This is a genomic window from Mycobacterium sp. NGS29 (assembly GCF_059812965.1).
On record NZ_JCALDR010000003.1, the window covers coordinates 218,347 to 232,393 of the forward strand.

General features: G+C 66.8%; 12 protein-coding genes. 5 read left to right on the forward strand and 7 right to left on the reverse strand.

The annotated features are described in order from the left end of the window. The first annotated feature begins 53 nt into the window (after positions 1–53). Positions 54–1,595, forward strand: coding sequence for a hypothetical protein (locus AC5Y5Z_RS05705; protein ID WP_499923850.1), 1,542 nt, complete (start codon positions 54–56; stop codon positions 1,593–1,595). A 3-nt stretch (positions 1,596–1,598) separates the two neighbouring features. Here AC5Y5Z_RS05705 and AC5Y5Z_RS05710 read toward each other — a convergent pair whose 3' ends face one another. From AC5Y5Z_RS05710 to AC5Y5Z_RS05735, 6 genes are all read right to left on the reverse strand, one after another. Further along, a complete protein-coding gene (locus AC5Y5Z_RS05710; RefSeq protein ID WP_463825091.1) occupies positions 1,599–2,606 on the reverse strand; it encodes a VWA domain-containing protein in 1,008 nt (335 codons plus the stop codon). Positions 2,607–2,652: 46 nt separating this feature from the next. After that, the gene (locus AC5Y5Z_RS05715) at positions 2,653–3,564 is read right to left on the reverse strand and encodes a DUF58 domain-containing protein (RefSeq protein ID WP_463825451.1); all 912 of its coding nucleotides are present in this window, start codon (positions 3,562–3,564) and stop codon (positions 2,653–2,655) included. 50 nt (positions 3,565–3,614) lie between these two features. Further along, positions 3,615–4,736, reverse strand: a complete 1,122-nt coding sequence (gene moxR1, locus AC5Y5Z_RS05720; RefSeq protein ID WP_463825090.1) for a chaperone MoxR1 — start codon at positions 4,734–4,736, stop codon at positions 3,615–3,617. A gap of 166 nt (positions 4,737–4,902) precedes the next feature. Next, positions 4,903–5,622 carry an NlpC/P60 family peptidoglycan endopeptidase RipB gene (ripB, locus tag AC5Y5Z_RS05725; protein ID WP_463825089.1) on the reverse strand — a complete coding sequence of 240 codons (720 nt, stop codon included), beginning with the start codon at positions 5,620–5,622 and terminating at the stop codon, positions 4,903–4,905. Positions 5,623–5,631: 9 nt separating this feature from the next. Continuing rightward, positions 5,632–7,044, reverse strand: coding sequence for an NlpC/P60 family peptidoglycan endopeptidase RipA (gene ripA, locus AC5Y5Z_RS05730; RefSeq protein ID WP_499923852.1), 1,413 nt, complete (start codon positions 7,042–7,044; stop codon positions 5,632–5,634). Between the two features lie 242 nt (positions 7,045–7,286). Continuing rightward, positions 7,287–7,838, reverse strand: coding sequence for an Rv1476 family membrane protein (locus AC5Y5Z_RS05735; RefSeq protein ID WP_499923853.1), 552 nt, complete (start codon positions 7,836–7,838; stop codon positions 7,287–7,289). A 471-nt stretch (positions 7,839–8,309) separates the two neighbouring features. Between AC5Y5Z_RS05735 and AC5Y5Z_RS05740 the strand changes: the two genes are divergently transcribed. The 3 genes from AC5Y5Z_RS05740 (at position 8,310) to AC5Y5Z_RS05750 (ending at position 12,017) form a co-directional block, all read left to right on the forward strand. After that, on the forward strand, positions 8,310–8,501 hold the full coding sequence (locus AC5Y5Z_RS05740; protein ID WP_499923855.1) for a hypothetical protein: 192 nt from the start codon (positions 8,310–8,312) through the stop codon (positions 8,499–8,501). A gap of 84 nt (positions 8,502–8,585) precedes the next feature. After that, entirely contained in the window at positions 8,586–11,423 is a 2,838-nt protein-coding gene (locus AC5Y5Z_RS05745) for an aconitate hydratase (RefSeq protein WP_499923857.1), read from the forward strand. Between the two features lie 21 nt (positions 11,424–11,444). After that, complete coding sequence (locus AC5Y5Z_RS05750) at positions 11,445–12,017, forward strand: TetR/AcrR family transcriptional regulator (protein ID WP_463825085.1); 573 nt, start codon at positions 11,445–11,447, stop codon at positions 12,015–12,017. Positions 12,018–12,073: 56 nt separating this feature from the next. Here AC5Y5Z_RS05750 and AC5Y5Z_RS05755 read toward each other — a convergent pair whose 3' ends face one another. Further along, on the reverse strand, positions 12,074–12,625 hold the full coding sequence (locus AC5Y5Z_RS05755) for a TetR/AcrR family transcriptional regulator (protein WP_499923859.1): 552 nt from the start codon (positions 12,623–12,625) through the stop codon (positions 12,074–12,076). Between the two features lie 194 nt (positions 12,626–12,819). Here AC5Y5Z_RS05755 and AC5Y5Z_RS05760 point away from each other — a divergent pair, with 194 nt between their 5' ends. Next, complete coding sequence (locus AC5Y5Z_RS05760) at positions 12,820–14,034, forward strand: cytochrome P450 (protein WP_499923861.1); 1,215 nt, start codon at positions 12,820–12,822, stop codon at positions 14,032–14,034. Positions 14,035–14,047 lie beyond the last annotated feature (13 nt).

A 14,047-nucleotide genomic window follows, 5' to 3' on the forward strand; every position in this document is an offset into this window, starting at 1 on the left:
CGGTGCCCCCGACAAACCCTGGCGGCCACGCGGCTGCATAGGATCAGGGCCGCATGGCCGACCCGTCGACCCGTTCCCGGACCCCGCCCGCCCGAGCGATCTTCGCCGCTTGCGGCGGCGCTTTGTTCATCCTGCTGCTGCTGCGCAATACCGACCTGTTCACCCAGGCCATCTACGAGGCCGGCGATCCCGCGTCGAATTCGATGCTGACCATCCAGGCCAAGCACTTCGACCTGTTGACCGGGCACTATTCCCGGGTCGGCTTCCATCACCCCGGCCCGGCCTACTTCTACCTGCAGGCCTTCGGCGAGTGGCTGCTGCACGACGTGACTCACCTGGTTCCGGCGCCCTACAACGGGCAGGTGATGACGATCATGGCGCTCAATGCGACGCTGCTCGGGCTGGCGCTGACCATCCTCTACACCTGGGTGCGTTCGGTGCCCGCGGTGCTCACCGCGTTCGGCGTCCGGTTGATCTTCCTGGCCAAGCACACCCAGCTGGTCTGCTCGACCTGGATCCCGCACGCCTGTTTCGCGCCTTTCCTGCTGTATCTGTTCGCGGTCGCCTCGGTCGCGGCCGGCCGGCTGCGCCACCTGTGGATCATGGTGCTCGCCGGCGGGTTGCTGGTGCACGGGCACGCCGAGTTCCTGGCACTGGTCCCGCTGCTGGCCCTGGCGGCGCTGCTCCCGCAGCGGCGCAACCTGCTCGCACACCGCCGCGACCTGCTGATCGCCGCGGTCGTGCTGGCGGTGTTCCTGCTGCCCATCGTGCTCAACGAGATGCTGCACTGGCCCGGGGAGATCGCGAAGTACATCTCCTACGGCCACCGGGCGCCGAACCCGCTGCTCGACACGGCGCGGTTCCTGGTGCAGTTCTGGGGGCCGAACCCGGCGGCCGGCGCGGTGATCCTGGTCGTCTTGTTCGTCGGGAACGTCCTGCTGGTCCGTGCGCTCGCCACGCTGCCCGACGGCACCCCGCACGACTTCTGCCGTCAGCTGCTGCGGGTGACCGCCGTGGCCACCGCACTGTTCGGCCTGTACTGCTGGTACGGGGTGGACCAACTCTTCGCGTCCTACATCGGCATCTTCTCCTACGCGCTGCCGCTGGCGCTCCTGATGCTGGGCGCGGTGGCGCTGGTGCTGCTGGCCACGGCCCGCGACCAGGGCTGGGTACGCCGACTGCCGGTCGCTGCGGCGGCCCTGGGTCTGACGGTCGGGGTGACGCTCGCGCTCAGCACGCCCGCATTGCGGCGGGACCGTGACGAACTGGCCGGGGTGCCGGCAGCGCTCAGTTATATCGCCGCCCACGCGCACGGCCGCCCGGTGGTGCTGGAGACCCGAACCGACGAATCGTGGGCCGACGCACTGGCGATGGCGCTTGCCGTCACCCGCGACGGCAACCGCGCCTGTCTGGGTCAGGACCGCTGGCGGCTGCGGACCACCGAGGAGTTCATGTGCACCCGTCAGGAATTGGCCGACGGCGCGCGCTTCACGCTGAGCCGGGTGTTGCCGCCGCCACCGGGCTCGCCGATCGTGCAGAACATCAACCCGATCCCGGCGTCGTACCCGCCGTCGGCGGTCATCGCGTTGAACTGAAGCTCAAGTAGGCAGCCGTCGGTTGATCAGCAGCGCCGCCAACGCGGCCAACGTCAGGACCAGCGCGCCCAGCCGCAACCAGCCCACACTGGCGTCGCCCTTGATGGTCTCGTAGCCGATCTGCTGCTGCAGCGAGGCGTAGACCGCCTTCAATTCGGCCAGCGTGGCGGCGTTGTAGGAGTTGCCGCCGGAGAGCTGGGCGACTTTCTTCAGCGTCGCGTCGTCGACGGGCACCGGCTGGCGCTGGTCGTTGATCTCGACGAAGCCGTAGGGGGTGCCGAAGGAGATCGTGGAGATCGGCACGCCCTGGTCCTTGGCGGTGCGCGCCGCGGTGAAGGCCCCCTTGGGGTTGTCCGGATTGGTCGGCATCGTCTCCTTGCCGTCGGAGAACAACACCACGCGGGCCGGCGGGGGCGTGTCCCCGCCGCCGATCACCGCGCCGACGGTGGCGATGGCCTGCAGGGCGGTGAAGATCGCCTCCCCGGTGGCGGTGCGGTCGGCGAACTGCAACTTGTCCAGCGCGGCCTTGGTGGCGTCCCGGTTGGTGGTCGGCGACACCAGCACCGTGGCGGTACCCGCGTAGGCGATCAGACCGAGGTTGATACCCGGGGTCAGCTCGTCGGCGAACTGCTTGGCGGCCTCCTGCGCGGCGACCATCCGGTTGGGTTCGACGTCGGTGGCGCGCATCGACTGCGACACGTCAATCACCAGCATCACCACCGCGCGGTTACGCGGGATACGGACGTCGTTGGTGGGCCCGGCCATCGCGATGGTCAGCAACACCAGTGCACACACCAGCAGGATCGCCGGGACGTGCCGCCACTTCGAAGGCCGTTTGGGCGCAACGCTTTCCAGCAACTCCATGTTGGCGAACCGCAACATGCGCCGCTGCCGCGCCAGCTGCAACAGCACGTACAACGCAACCAGGCCGACCACGGCCAGCAGGAACAGGAAGAACCAGGAGTGTTCGAAGCCGGACAGGCTCATCGGCCCGAGCAGGGGCAATCTCATAACAAACCCGTCGTGGAATATGTGGCCGTCGCGGGATGGGTGTGGTTCACCGGCGCCCCGCCACAGCCCCGCGTCGGCGATTGGACACGAAACGAACGATGTCGGCGATCCAGTCGCGGTCGGTGCGCAGCGTCATCACCGATGCGCCGCAACCGCGGATCGTGCGGGCCACGTCGGCGCGATGTGACGATGCGGCCCGGGAGAAGTCGGATTGCAGCTGGCTGTCGATGGTGAATTCGCGAACCGCCCCGGACTCCGCGTCCTGCAGGACCACGTCGCCGATGTCGGGCAATTCGACGTCACGCGGATCGAGCACTTCGACGGCCAGCACCTCGTGCCGGGCCGCGATCGCACGCAGCGGTCGCATCCAGTTGATCGGACCGAGGAAGTCGCTGATGATCACCGCCATGCCGCGGCGCCGTTCCGGCCGGCGCAGGGCGTCGATGGTGGCGGCCAGGTCTCCACGCACCCCGACCGGCGCCTTCGGCGTGGTCGCGATGGTGCGCAACAGGGTCTGCACGTGCTCGCGACCAGAGCGCGCCGGCACCCGGATGGTGTCGGTGCCGTTGGACACCAGCGCCCCGATCCGGTTTCCACCGCCCACATTGAGGTAACAGATGGCCGCCGAGGCAGCCACCGCCAGGTCGCGCTTCTCACAGACCGACGTGCCGAAGTCCAGACTGGCCGACATGTCGATCACCAGCCACGTCTCTAGTTCGCGGTCGGCGATCATCTGCCGCACGTGCGGGTGGGTGGTGCGCGCGGTGACCGCCCAGTCCATCCGGCGTACGTCGTCACCGGGCTGATAGATCCGCGACTCCCCCGGCTCGCTGCCCGGCCCCGGGATCAGACCCAAGTGATCGCCGTGCAGGATGCCGTCGAGTTTGCGGCTCACGGTCAGCTCGAGGGTGCGCAGCGCCGCCGACAACTTCGGGTCGTCGATGGTGCCGCGCATCATCGAAGGCGGATGACGCACCGCGGGCTTAGCCGCGGCGGGTTTCGAGTCGGTCACCGACCGCCAGCCGCCACAGTGGCGCCCTGCATCACCGGTCCCACCGAATGCCCTTGCTGCGGAACGGCATTCACCTGCGGTAGGGCGACCGTCTGCAGCACCCGGTTGATCACGGTCTCCGCGGTGATCTCGTCGGCCAGCGCGTCGTAGGTGAGCACCAGGCGGTGGCGCAGCACGTCGGGAATGACGTCGATGATGTCCTGGGGAATCACGTAGTCGCGCCCGCGCACCAGCCCGAGGGCCCGCGACGCGGCGATGATGCCCAGCGAGGCGCGCGGTGAGGCGCCGAACGCGATCCAGGTCTTGACGTCGTTCATGCCCAGCTGCTCGGGTTGGCGGGTGGCCATCACCACGCGGACCACATAGTCGACCAGCGCGTGGTGGACGAAGCTGTTGGCCGCGACGTTCTGCAGGCGCAGCAGGTCACCGGTGTCGAGGATCTGCTTGGGTTGCGGCGGGGTGACACCCATCCGGTAGATGATCTCGCGTTCCTCTTCGGGCGTCGGGTAACCGACGTTGATCTTGAACAGGAAGCGGTCGCGCTGCGCCTCGGGCAGCGGGTAGACGCCCTCCTGCTCGATCGGGTTCTGGGTGGCCATCACCAGGAACGGATTGGGCAGCGGGAAAGTCTTGCCGCCGATGGACACGTGACGTTCGGCCATCACCTCGAGCAGCGCGGACTGGACCTTTGCCGGGGCACGGTTGATCTCGTCGGCGAGCAGGAAGTTCACCACCACCGGGCCGAGCTCGGTGTCGAACTCCTCCTTGCCCTGCCGGTAGATGCGGGTACCGACGATGTCGGTGGGCACCAGGTCCGGGGTGAACTGGATGCGGGCGAATGTCCCGCCGACGACGCGGGCGAAGGTCTCCACGGCCAGCGTCTTGGCGACGCCGGGTACACCTTCCAGCAGTACGTGCCCCTTGGCGAGCAGGCCAACCAGCATCCGCTCGACGAGCTGGTCCTGGCCCACGATGATCCGCTTGACCTCGAAGATGGCCCGCTCGAGGGTGTGCACTTCGGCGGCCAGCCCATCAGCGCCGCCCGACGGCGCCTCCTTGGCGAGTGCGGGACCAGAATGTGCACCCTGGCCCGGGTAACCGCCACCTGCTGTTGTCATCAATAACCCTCCACAGCTCTTTTCGGACACGACTGCCGTCACGACCAATATCGCGGGGCAGCGACGTGCCCGCGTTCAACTATTCCAGGCGTCCTGGAATCCGTCGACGTCACCGGCTTCGCTGACGGGCCGGCACCACCCCTGGTACGCCCCCCGGCTCTTCGGCTCAGTACTCGATGATCCTAGTCAGATACGGAGTCATGCCGGGCTTGCGCACCGGGCTGATCGTGACTTTGCCGGCCAGGCTGGAAGCCTCCAACATCTGCCCGTTGCCCAGATACATCGTGACGTGCTGGTTGCCGTTGGGGCCGTAGAAGATGAGGTCGCCGCGCCGGGCCTCGTTCTGCGGGATGTGGCGCCCGGCGTTGTACTGGTCCCCGGAGAACCGCGGGATCAACACACCGACGCCGGCAAACGCGTACCGCATCAGACCCGAGCAGTCGAAGCCGTTGATGCCCGCACCGGAGTCCACTCCTTTACTGGGGCCTTCCAGCGAGCCACCGCCCCACGAATACGGCACGCCCATTTGGGATCCGGCACGGCGGATCACGTGCTCGATGGCCTCCCGGCCGTTCGCCCGCGGAATCCGGCTGCCGCTGGTGTTGGCGGCCGCCGGCGTACCGCCGAGGTTGATGCCGAGGCCGCTGAGGAACTGCTGGCCGAGGTTGAGCGTGGTCTGGGTGGCCTGTGCGGTGGCCTGCAGCGAGGCGTTGGCAACCGCCAGCGGGTCGCCCGGGGCGCCGGCGCTCACCGCGGCGGGCAGGGTGGGATCCCACTCCCCGTCGGCGGCGGCGGGGGGCGCCACAGCGACCACCAGCCCGGCGACCAACCCCAGGATCAGGGGCAGGAGCCGGGCTAGGGGCAGATGAATTCGCTTGTGGCGCATGAGTCCTCGTTAATACTCGATGTAGCGGATCACGAACGGCGTCATGCCGCTGGTGCGTACCGGCGCAGTTCGCACCTTCAAACCGATGTCGGGCGCCTCGAGCATCTGGCCGTTGCCGAGGTAGATGGTGACGTGCTGGCTGCCGCCGGGGCCGTAGAAGATGACGTCGCCGCGGCGCATCTGGGAGGTCGGGATCTTGCGGCCCATGTTGTACTGCGAACCCGAGTAGTGCGGCAGCTTGATGCCCACGCCGGCGAACGAGTAGAGCACCAGTCCGGAACAGTCGAAGCCGGTGATGTTGGCGCCGGAGTCGATGCCGTGGCTGGGTCCGGCCGCGTTGCCACCGCCCCAGGAGTACGGCACGCCGATCTGGGACAGGCCGCGACGGATCACGTACTCGGAGGCCTGCCGTCCGTAGACCCGCGGGATGCGCCCCGACGTCGCACCGGTCGGCGCGTTGGTGATGCCCGTGTCGTCGGGCTTGAGGATGCCCAGCCCCTGCAGGAATTGCTTGCCCATGGTGGCGGTGACCTGCGCCGAGGTCGCCGAGTAACCGAGCACCTGGTTGACCACCGCGATCGGGTCCCCGGGCACGTTGGCGCTGGGCACCTGCGGCAGCGAGGGGTCCCAGCCGTCCCAGCGACGGCCACCGCCGGTGCCGCCGGCGGTGTCCCACATGTTCGGCGGGGTGCCCTGGCCGCCCGACTGCGTCCACGCGACGAATCGGGCCTGCTGCAGCTTGTTTTCGGCTTCTTCACGCTCGGCTGCCAGGCGATTGACTTCTTCGCGTTGCTGGTCGAACTTGCGCCGGGTGTCCTCCAGCGCGTGGGCCGCGGCGTCCTGGCTGGCCTTGGCGTCGACAGCGGCCCGGTCGGCCTTCTGCTTGGCCAACCGCGCCACTGATTCCTTGTTCACCTGCTCGGTGCGGGCGCGTTGCAACCGGGTCAGCACGGCCTGCGCACTGGCGGCCATGGTGCGGGCGGCACCGGCGGCGGCGATCATCTCGTCGGGACTGTGGGCGGACAGGTAGCCGCCGTCGGGGCCGTTCATGTACGTCGCGACCGCGAAGACGTTGAACCGGCGCTGGGCTGCGGTGATGGCCGCACCGGCGTCCTTGACGGCCTGCTGGCTGGCTTCGAGTTCGCGACCGGCGACCTCGGCCTGTTCGCGGGCGTCCTCGACGGCGACGAGGGCCTTATTGACGCTCTCCTGCTCGATTTCGACGGTGGCGCTCAGGTCTTCGAGGCGCTGGTTGGCCCGGGCGACGTTGGCAATCAGCACCGCGATGCTGTCTGCGGCAGGCTCGCCGTGGGCAAGTTCGGGGGTGCCCAGCAACAGCGCCACGCTCAATACCGCCGGAACGGCTGGGCGCACCAGCCGGGCGGCGGTTTGAGAGGCAGAGCCAGGGCGTGTCCGTCTCATTCGACTTGGATCTCCTACGGCTTAAATCGGACGGACGGCGCCGGTTTTCGCAGAACGCGCCATAAACAACATCAGCATCATTCGCACCGTACGTCACACTTGCCGCTAAAGAAACGCAAGTCACAAATTGCACTCAGGAAGTGCGTTTACTGTGACCCAACAGTGACCTGGCGGGTTTGCCAACCAGGAAGGATCAGAACCTGTAGGCGCTGCGACGCAGGGTCGCCACCTGCTTAGATGCCCTATGCGTCGGCGCTGGAAGTCACCTCGGGCCGAGTCGGCGACGTTGCTGGCCGGCGATTGCGACGCTGCATCAGTCGGGTGCCCGCAGCCGCGGCAAACACCCCGATCAGCAAAGCGATGGTGAGGCCAGTCCAGGGGAACTCTGGGGTATTGAGCTCGTTGAGAAAGTTCTGCGCAGACTGCACCGGATTGCCGGTTTTGGAATGGTCTTCCCCGGCTTCCAACGTGACGCGCGGGAAGTGCGAGCTGTAGCTGCCGACGTAGCTGGGGCTGAGCACCAGGACGGTGGAGTCCGGGTAGTCGGCGCCGACGACGGTCGCGATATCACGCAGCGGGGTGTCGTTGGGCGGATTGTGGTCGAGCAGCACGATCTTGAGCGTGATGCCTTCGCTGCGGGCATGGTTGACGATGTCGAGCAGACCCGGCTCGGGTCCCGGAGGCGCCGCGACGCCGTCCGCGTGCACCTCGGCCTTGATCGCGTTGATGTCGACGTCCTGCGGGATGTATGCGGGCAGAAACGGGATCGTCTGCGGCAACGGCAGTTCGGTCATCGCGTACTTCCTCCGTCGTCATCTCTTCGACCCGGGTGTCCCGCAGGCGCCGGGTGTCTGGGCGTCACCCCAGGTTTGTCACGCTGGCGTGACGCTCGACGCCGACTGCCACGCTGGCGTGACGCTGGGCGACCGCAGGGTCCCGCCGTCACCCCAGGTTGTCACGCTGGCGTGACGTTCGACGCCGACTGCCACGCTGGCGTGACGCTCGGCGACCGCAGGGTCCGCCGTCACCCCAGGTTGTCACGCTGGCGTGACGCTCGGCGACCGCAGGGTCCCGCCGTCACCCCAGGTTGTCACGCTGGCGTGACGTTCGACGCCGACTGCCACACTGGCGTGACGCTCGGCGACCGCGTGGTCCCGCCGTCACCCCAGGTTGTCACGCTGGCGTGACGTTCGACGCCGACTGCCACGCTGGCGTGACGCTCGGCGACCGCAGGGTCCCGCCGTGACCCCAGGTGCCACGCTGGCGTGACGCTCGGCGACCGCAATCACTCTAGTGTGACGCTCGGCGGTGTGACGCTCGGCGGTGTGACGCTCGGCGGTGCGACGCTCGGCGGTGCGACGCTCGGCGGTGCGACGCCCGGTGCGGCCGGGGGTGAGACCCGACCTTCCCAGGAGCGCGCGATGCGACAAGACTGGGCAGAGCGGGTGGCAATCTAATGCAGGACAAGCGTACTGTTAAAGTTGCACCGCCCCCGCCGACACGGCCCGTCGGCGGGAAGAACTTAATCCTCGGGAGTTGATGTGACTAGCAAAGGTTCGGTGAACTCGTTCGAAGCCCGCGACACCCTCAAGGTCGGCGACAAAGAATACGAGATCTACCGTCTCGATGCCGTCCCTGAGACCAAGAAACTCCCCTACAGCCTCAAGGTGCTCGCCGAGAACCTGCTCCGCAACGAAGACGGCAGCAACATCACCAAGGAGCACATCGAGGCGATCGCGAACTGGGATCCCGAGGCGGAACCCAGCATCGAAATCCAGTACACCCCCGCCCGGGTGGTGATGCAGGACTTCACCGGGGTGCCCTGCATCGTCGACCTGGCCACCATGCGCGAGGCGATCGGCGATCTGGGCGGCGACGCCGAGAAGGTCAACCCGCTGGCGCCGGCCGATCTGGTGATCGACCACTCGGTGATCGCCGACCTGTTCGGCACCGCCGACGCCTTCGAGCGCAACGTCGAGATCGAGTACGAACGCAACGGCGAGCGCTACCAGTTCCTGCGCTGGGGGCAAGGTGCGTTCGACGACTTCAAGGTGGTGCCGCCCGGCACCGGCATCGTGCACCAGGTCAACATCGAATACCTGGCCAGTGTCGTCATGACCCGCGCCAACGGCGCGGGTAAGACAGTCGCCTACCCGGACACCTGCGTGGGCACCGACTCCCACACCACGATGGTCAACGGCCTCGGGGTGCTCGGCTGGGGCGTGGGCGGCATCGAGGCCGAGGCCGCGATGCTCGGTCAGCCGGTGTCGATGCTCATCCCCCGCGTCGTCGGCTTCAAGCTGACCGGCGAGATCCAGCCGGCCGTCACGGCCACCGACGTGGTGCTGACCGTCACCGAAATGCTGCGCAAGCACGGCGTCGTCGGCAAATTCGTCGAGTTCTACGGCAACGGCGTCGCCGAAGTGCCGTTGGCCAACCGCGCCACGCTGGGCAACATGAGCCCCGAATTCGGTTCCACCGCAGCGATTTTCCCGATCGACGAAGAGACCATCTCCTACCTGAAGTTCACCGGGCGCAGCGAAGATCAGCTGGCGCTGGTCGAGGCCTACGCCAAAGAGCAAGGGCTGTGGCACGATCCCGACCACGAACCGAACTTCTCCGAGTACCTGGAACTCGACCTGTCCGAGGTGGTGCCGTCGATCGCCGGCCCGAAGCGCCCGCAGGACCGAATTGCGTTGTCGGAAGCCAAGTCGACCTTCCGCAAGCACATCACCAGCTACGTCGAAGACGGCTCCGACGACAAGCAGGGTTATTCGAAACTGGATGAGACGGTGGACGAGTCGTTCCCGGCCAGCGATCCCGGTTCGCCGGACAACGGCCACGCCGACGACGCTCCCAAGGTCCATTCGGCCGCAGTGCATGCCAAGGGTCGGGTCAGCAACCCCGTCGAGGTGAAGTCCGACGAATACGGCGAGTTCGTGCTGGACCACGGCGCGGTGGTGATCGCGGCGGTCACGTCGTGCACCAACACCTCCAATCCCGAAGTGATGCTGGGCGCGGCGCTGCTGGCACGTAACGCCGTCGAGAAGGGGCTGACCTCCAAGCCGTGGGTGAAGACCACGATGGCGCCGGGCTCGCAGGTGGTCAACGACTACTACGACAAGGCGGGATTGTGGCCGTACCTGGAGAAGTTGGGCTTCTACTTGGTCGGCTACGGCTGCACCACCTGCATCGGCAACTCCGGGCCGCTGCCCGAGGACATCTCGAAGGCGGTTAACGACAACGACCTTGCCGTCGCGGCCGTGCTGTCCGGTAACCGCAACTTCGAGGGCCGCATCAACCCGGACGTGAAGATGAACTACCTGGCGTCGCCGCCGCTGGTGGTCGCCTATGCGCTGGCGGGGTCGATGGACTTCGACTTCGACGAGGACCCCCTGGGCCAGGACAAGGACGGCAACGATGTCTTCCTCAAGGACATCTGGCCGTCGCAGAAGGATGTGTCGGACACCATCGCGTCGGCCATCAGCCAGGAGATGTTCACCAAGAACTACGCCGACGTGTTCAAGGGCGACGAGCGCTGGCAGAACCTGCCGACGCCCAGCGGCAACACCTTCGAATGGGACGAGGACTCGACGTATGTGCGCAAGCCTCCCTACTTCGACGGGATGTCGAAGGAACCCGAGCCGGTCAGTGACATCAAGGGCGCCAGAGTTCTTGCGCTGCTTGGTGATTCGGTCACTACCGACCACATCTCGCCGGCGAGCAGCATCAAGCCGGGCACCCCGGCCGCGGAGTACCTCGACGAGCATGGCGTCGAGCGCAAGGACTACAACTCCTTCGGCTCACGCCGCGGCAACCACGAGGTGATGATCCGCGGCACCTTCGCCAACATCCGGTTGCGCAACCAGCTGCTCGACGACGTGTCCGGCGGGTACACCCGCGACTTCACCAAAGAGGATGCGCCGCAGGCGTTCATCTACGACGCGGCACAGAACTACGCGAAGGAAGACATCCCGCTGGTGGTGCTGGGCGGCAAGGAGTACGGGTCGGGCTCGTCGCGCGACTGGGCGGCCAAGGGCACCCGGCTGCTGGGCGTGCGGGCGGTGATCACCGAGTCCTTCGAACGTATCCACCGCTCGAATCTGATTGGCATGGGCGTGATTCCGCTGCAGTTCCCGGACGGGGAGTCGGCGCAGTCGCTGGGCCTGGACGGTACCGAGACCTTCGACATCACCGGCATCGAAGAACTCAACGACGGCAAGACGCCGAAGACGGTGAAGGTCAAGGCCAGCAAGGAAACCGGCGACCCGATCGAGTTCGACGCCAAGGTCCGCATCGACACCCCGGGTGAAGCCGACTACTACCGCAACGGCGGCATCCTGCAGTACGTACTGCGCAACATGCTGAACTCTGGCTAGCCGCAACCACATCCCCCGCCTGTGCCCAAAGTCAGCGAGGATCATCTCGAGGCGCGGCGCCGTCAGATCCTGGACGGCGCGCGCCGCTGTTTCGCCGAGTATGGCTACGACCAGGCCACGGTGCGCCGGCTGGAGAAAGAGATCGGCATGTCGCGTGGTGCGATCTTTCACCACTACCGCGACAAGGACGCGCTGTTCTTCGCGCTCGCGCGCGAGGACACCCAGCGCATGGCGGAAGTCGCCTCGCGCCAAGGGTTGATCCAGGTGATGCGCAACATGCTGGCCGCTCCCGAGCAGTTCGACTGGCTGGCCACTCGGCTGGAGATCGCGCGCAAGCTGCGTCACGACCCCGAGTTCAGCCGCGGCTGGGCCGAACGGTCCGCCGAGCTGGCGGCGGCGACCACCGAACGGTTGCACCGGCAGAAGCAGGCCGGCCGGGTTCGCGACGACGTGCCCGCCGACGTGCTGCACTGCTACCTGGACCTGGTGCTGGACGGTCTGGTGGCGCGGCTGGCGTCGGGCGAAGACCCGCAGCGCTTGGCGGCGGTGCTGGACCTGGTGGAGAATTCGGTGCGGCGGCCGGATCTGGCCTGATCCATCTTCGTTGGGGACAGTGTCATGGTCGCCTACCCGGCTGTTGCACGGGACCGTCAGTCGTCGGCGAAGGACGCTGCGAAAAAGCGCCGCAGCAATGCCATTTGAGCTTCCGGGTCTTTCAACGGCCAACACCACAGCGCCAGGAACACCCGGATCAGCCACTGCACGGCCAGTGGGTCGGGGTTGTCGGGGCCGAGCATTTCAGCGGCAAAGGTTTGCACGGCAGGCGAATTGGCGAGCCAGTCGCTGCCGGAGTTCATGTTCATCGACTGGAAGAGCTGAGTCATGGGCTGAGCTTGCACCCGTTGGAGCGCAACGATGGTCGCGGCGACAACGCGGTCGGGGCCGGTCAGGTCCTCGATGGCACTGCGGACGGAATCGACGATCTTCGTGCCGAGCCGGGCGACGACGGCGTCGCGGATCGTTGCTTTGCCGCCGGCGTGCCGGTAGATCGTCGCCGGAGAGCAGTGCACCCTGGCGGCCAAGGCCTCGATGGTGAATGCGTCGTATCCGACGTCGGCGATGAGGTCGGCCGCAGCGGAGTAAATCCGCTCGGCAGCTTCGGTGTGGCGGTCCCGCCCGACCAGCCAGTCCGTCCGGGGCATACGACGATGGTCCACCGGCGTCGATGTCATTGCAAGGCATTTCGCACCATGATAATTATGACTGCAATCTTCTCACGCTAATTAGCTGATGGCGTCGCCGATCTGAGGATTCGCAGCTGGGTGGGAATCTGCAACGGTTATCAACTTCAGCGGGAAGTGTTGACCGGTTAGCTGATTGGCACGAACCTGAGGGCATGCCTGTGCTGGATGAGCCGCTCAACTTCTTCGGCGCGCAGGCTTTGCAGGATCCCTATCCGCTGTATGCACGGATGCGCGCCCAGGCCCCGGTGCACCGCATCGGGGACTCGGCGTTCTACGCGGTCTGCGGCTGGGATGCGGTCGTTGATGCCGTCCAGCGGGTCGAAGACTTTTCCTCCAACCTCACCGCGACGATGGTCTACCACGACGACGGGACCATCACCCCGTTCCCGATGATGGAGGCCGGCAGCCCCCACCACGCTCTGGCCACCGCCGATGATCCGATCCATGCGGTTCACCGCAAGATCCTGCTGCCACATCTAGCTGCCAAGCGCGTCCGCATCATCGAACAATTCGCCGGCGAGGTCGCCCAGCGGCTGTGGGTCGAGGGCCTGCGGGACGGGCGTATCGAGTGGATGAGCGCGATAGCCAACCGGCTTCCGATGATGGTCGTTGCCAAGCTGCTGGGTCTGCCCGGCGCCGATGTCGACAACCTGATCAGGTTGGGCTTCGCCACCACCACGATGCTCGACGGAGTCGTCACACAATCTCAACTCGAGGCAGCCGGCGTGGCTGCATTCGAATTGTCGGGTTATGTCATGGAGCATTTCGAGAAGGCCGGGAACTCAGCCGAATCCGGTCTGATCGCCGACCTGGCGGCTCGGTACGCATCGGGCGAAGTCGACCAGATGGTGGCGATGGGCATCATGATCACGCTGTTCAGCGCTGCCGGCGAGTCCACCGCATCGTTGCTGGGCAGCGCCGCCTGGGTGCTGGCCGAACAGCCGGCGATACAACAGCAGTTGCGCGAGCATCCCGACCTGCTCAACGCCTTCATCGAAGAGGCACTCCGGTATGAGGCCCCCTTCCGCGGGCACTATCGCCACGTGTGGCGCGACACCACCCTGGGCGGGGTGCCGGTGCCGGCCGATTCCCACTTGTTGCTGATGTGGGGCGCCGCCAACCGCGACCCAGCACATTTCGAAGCGCCCGACGAGTTCCGCCTCGACCGCGCCGGCGCCAAAGGCCATGTGGCCTTCGGGAAGGGAGTGCACTTCTGCGTCGGCGCCGCCCTGGCGCGGCTGGAGGCGCACATCGTGTTCAGGATGCTGCTGGAACGCACGACCTGGATCGAGCCGGCAGACGTCGGCGAGTGGCTTCCGAGCATCTTGGTCCGTCGCTTGAACCGCCTCGAACTCGCCGTCCGGTAGATCCAGCGGGAGC

Coding starts and splice junctions, on each gene's coding strand:
- AC5Y5Z_RS05715 (WP_463825451.1), bottom strand. CDS start 3,564: ATGATGCGCGGCACCATCGACGACCCGAAGTTGTCGGCGGCGCTGCGC.
- AC5Y5Z_RS05755 (WP_499923859.1), bottom strand. CDS start 12,625: ATGCCCCGGACGGACTGGCTGGTCGGGCGGGACCGCCACACCGAAGCT.
- AC5Y5Z_RS05760 (WP_499923861.1), top strand. CDS start 12,820: ATGCCTGTGCTGGATGAGCCGCTCAACTTCTTCGGCGCGCAGGCTTTG.
- AC5Y5Z_RS05710 (WP_463825091.1), bottom strand. CDS start 2,606: ATGAGATTGCCCCTGCTCGGGCCGATGAGCCTGTCCGGCTTCGAACAC.
- moxR1 (WP_463825090.1), bottom strand. CDS start 4,736: ATGACAACAGCAGGTGGCGGTTACCCGGGCCAGGGTGCACATTCTGGT.
- ripA (WP_499923852.1), bottom strand. CDS start 7,044: ATGAGACGGACACGCCCTGGCTCTGCCTCTCAAACCGCCGCCCGGCTG.
- AC5Y5Z_RS05705 (WP_499923850.1), top strand. CDS start 54: ATGGCCGACCCGTCGACCCGTTCCCGGACCCCGCCCGCCCGAGCGATC.
- AC5Y5Z_RS05735 (WP_499923853.1), bottom strand. CDS start 7,838: ATGACCGAACTGCCGTTGCCGCAGACGATCCCGTTTCTGCCCGCATAC.
- ripB (WP_463825089.1), bottom strand. CDS start 5,622: ATGCGCCACAAGCGAATTCATCTGCCCCTAGCCCGGCTCCTGCCCCTG.